Here is a 3,400-nt window from a genome sequence, read left to right as displayed (position 1 = left end):
TCCGTGGGCATGTGGTGAGCTTCCTCAGACTCCGTCTTCCGGGATCTCACCGATCATGCTCATCCCACAGGAGTCTCGCCATTTCCAGGACCTCCTTACGGTTGTTTGGGATAACGGAAACATCTCCCTTTTAGGTCTTCGTTTCATGCACCAGCCCGTTTATAACATGGTTATTGAGTGAATATCCTCACCCCTGTAAAAGGAGCCGTTCACTACAAAATAGCTGGGTTGGCTGTGAAACGACGAGACTCCCCCGGGAGAAGGGGCTAGGCGAGATCCCGCAGGGCGAAGTCCGAGGAAGCTTGCCAGGTCCCCCGCAGGAAAGCGAGTCGTTTCACCGCCAACCCGAATTCTTATAAAGCAACGGTTCTAATCATCTTGCAACTGAGTCTTCAAAAATCGGGAGCTTTAATAGAGGAAGTTAAAATTAATAAAAAGATATAACATCGTCTATATAAAAAAAGAAGCCTTTCCTCCAGTCTTCTGGAAGTTTGGCTTCAATTTCTATTTTTTACTACTTTTAAGTTCCGCTACAAGGATATATCGCTCAGGCGCAGACCCTACAAAATCGAACGGATAACACGTCGTGACAGTAAGCGTCGCTGTAGGTTTCGGAACGATAACGGTCCGGTCATCGGCATCGACAATCCGTACTTTTCGTACTTTATACGTGAATTCTCCAGCCGAAGTGGTAACAATGAGCAAATCATTCACGCCAACTTCTCCGAGTCTTCGAAAAACCGTGTCGCGGTGTCCTGATAATACAGCGTTATCCTTTTCACCTGGCAGAACACTGCCTGCGAAATGGCCGACGCCCTTATCCAATTCGTCCTCATCTGTCCCGTGAAAAATAGGCAGGGTCGCATCAAGTTTGGGGATATAAAGTTCCCCCATTCGCTCACCTTGCTTTGGCCGGGATTCATAAGAAACGACCTCGTTATTAATTTCTGGCAGAGCTTTAGTTTCACTTTCAGCAGCCGGCTCACTTTCTTTTGAAGTGGTTTCTTGCCTAGACTTTTCTGCTGTCGCTGTACCCGTCTTGAACAAAAAATAGCCTTTAGCAAATGTGTAAGCACTTGTCGTCGTAAACCATAAGCCTCCGATCAGTAAAGTGAGGCTTAAAAAGAGCAGCATGTACTTTCTCATTTTTTTACCTTTGTGCATACTTGAACCTGCGGTATACAAAAAAGCTCAAGAAAATCATAGCAAGTCCGGCACCAATTTTTTCAATGGCAAAGGAAGCTGTTTTCGGTAATTTCGCACCATGCTCGGTTTGGACAGCTGGACGCTCTTCCGCCGTTTCTGGTTTTTCTGGCTGAGGTTTCACCGGCATCTTCTTCGTCGTTTCACTGTCATCCTTGACGACTCCTTCAAGCTGCTGTAAGTCTGAACCTGTATCCTTAATCAGATCTGATCCGAACATATCTCCTGTGAGCAGCAAGTCTGCCAAAAATTCACCTTTAGTATTATGCAAAACAATCAGCAAATCATATCCATCTGAAGAAGTCATTTTAAGAAGCGTGGAAACAGATACTGCTTCTTTCTCTTCTCCGTTTACTAAATAAAACGAAACGTCTAAATCAAACACTTGAGTCAATTGAGTGAAAACATCCATCAGTTCAGCGATTTGATCGGCTGTTAACTCTGTCGCTACATCGAAGTCAGCAAACGCCATCATGCGGTTTGAGAGTTCATCCAGCTTTGCAAGAGTGGCTGGATCTTCTAAATCTAAGTTCATCAGATGATTATACAATCGGTCCAGTTCTTCATCAGTCAGACCAATGTCTGCAAACAGACCGTCGATTTCCTCATAGTCGACCTCGTCCTCACTGTAAAGATAATCCCAAAGCGCCCAATCCAAGTCTTCGACGTACTCATAATTTTCGATCGAATCTCCATTTTGCTCTAAAATCTCTATGAGCTCCTCATAGGTCAGTTCATACTCTTTAAGAAGCTGATCGATGGCCTCGTCTGTTAAAGGTGTCAAACTGTAAAAGTAGAGGTCACTATCCAAATCTTCCAGGAAGATGTAAGCATCAAGAATAGTCTCATTCTCATCAAGCTCACCGTTCTCTCTCAATAGAGCAGTGGCCTCTTCCAAACTCCATCCATAATCGTGGAGAAGTTCATTTAAATTATCCTCAGACAACGGTTCGCCTAAAAACTCGCGTAACTCATCCATGTCCTCGAAATCTTCCAAACTCAGCTCATAAAAATCGAGATATTCCTCTAAATCCTGAAACGTCCACCCCAGATCCTCAACAAAACGTTCCACTTCTTTATTCTCCGGTGCAGCACTTCCGACAGAAGGGAACAGAGCAACAGACAACCCTAAGAAAACAACCAAAAACAGACCTTTCACCAATTTTCCTCCTACTATTCAATTGTTAATATCTAGAATATTATAATTCTAGCGTATAAAAAAAGATAGCTTTATTTTCTAATAATAGATGAAAGTTTATGTAACTTTAATGATAGTAGCGTCTCTGTCTCCTTACGACTAAGACAACCCTTAGAGGGAAGAGTCATATAACTACCCACAGAGTACAAGAAAATCTCCGCAAGGGGTATAGAGGAAAATTAAAAAGCAAAGCGCTGGCTTTGCTTTTTTTGTTCATATGCTGCTTATTCTTACCCTTTTTTAATCGTGAAGTTATCCCGTAAGACGGGCCAATTTTGCGGAAAAGGATTTCCTAACACCCAATAGCTCCCGCCTCTTAATCCATAAGCAGCCAACGTGTCGTATTTGGCCTGCATACTTCGCGCATCTTCAAACCAAACTTCATGCTGCTGGCCCGATTCATCTTTATATTTGAAAAATGGAGATTGGTAGGTCTCGTCATACTGAATCTCTACTCCATACTTTGCGGCAAGTTGTACAGCCTCTTTAGGACTGACCGTTCGCGCAAACGTTCCATCCACCCATGGAATTTTCCAGTCCCTCCCGTACAACGGGATTCCCATCATGATTTTTTCTCTGGGAATAGCCGTTACGGCATAATCAAGTACTTCGCGCACTTTATTGATCGGAGCAATCGCCCAAGGCCTTCCGCCTGCCCAGCCCCATTCATAGGTCATCAATATGACAAAATCCAGAATTTCTCCGTGAGCGGGATAATCATGTGCTTCGTATAATAATCCCGTTTGATCGGCTTTAATTTTAGGCGCCAAAGCAGTAGATACTGTATAACCCTCGGGGCGCAGCCTGCCCACGACTTTTCTAAGAAAATTATTATAGTTTTCCCGATCCTCTGGATACACATATTCGAAATCGATATTGAGGCCTTCATAGCCCTTTGCCTTCATTTTATCCAGAATATTTGTGATCACTGTCTCCTGGAGATCAGGGCTTCTCAAGATCGTCGCAGCCAAATCTGAGTCAAACTTCCGCCCAGAAAAA

General features: G+C 43.7%; 4 protein-coding genes. 1 reads left to right on the top strand and 3 read right to left on the bottom strand.

Features of this window, described 5'->3' with window-relative positions; genetic code table 11:
* Nucleotides 1–181 (top strand): hypothetical protein (locus LD39_RS23630; RefSeq protein ID WP_231572598.1); only part of this gene is annotated, 181 nt, incomplete at its 5' end.
* 323 nt (nt 182–504) lie between these two features.
* Here LD39_RS23630 and LD39_RS16555 read toward each other — a convergent pair.
* The 3 genes from LD39_RS16555 to LD39_RS16545 all read right to left on the bottom strand — a co-directional run.
* Entirely contained in the window at nt 505–1,164 is a 660-nt protein-coding gene (locus LD39_RS16555; RefSeq protein WP_035550027.1) for a class D sortase, read from the bottom strand.
* The gene (locus LD39_RS16550) at nt 1,151–2,362 is read right to left on the bottom strand and encodes a processed acidic surface protein (RefSeq protein ID WP_035550024.1); all 1,212 of its coding nucleotides are present in this window, start codon (nt 2,360–2,362) and stop codon (nt 1,151–1,153) included. Before LD39_RS16550 ends, LD39_RS16555 begins: the two co-directional genes overlap by 14 nt.
* Before the next feature lie 269 nt (nt 2,363–2,631).
* Nucleotides 2,632–3,400 (bottom strand): glycosyl hydrolase family 18 protein (locus tag LD39_RS16545; RefSeq protein WP_035550021.1); only part of this gene is annotated, 769 nt, incomplete at its 5' end.

The organism is Halobacillus sp. BBL2006 (assembly GCF_000786645.1).
In the GTDB taxonomy this organism is placed as follows: Bacteria; Bacillota; Bacilli; order Bacillales; family Halobacillaceae; genus Halobacillus.
This window is presented reverse-complemented; position numbering and strand designations above follow the sequence as displayed.

What these genes read in the sequence shown, in the direction of transcription:
- LD39_RS16555 (WP_035550027.1), bottom strand. Translation starts at nt 1,164, where the DNA reads ATGCACAAAGGTAAAAAAATGAGAAAGTACATGCTGCTCTTTTTAAGC.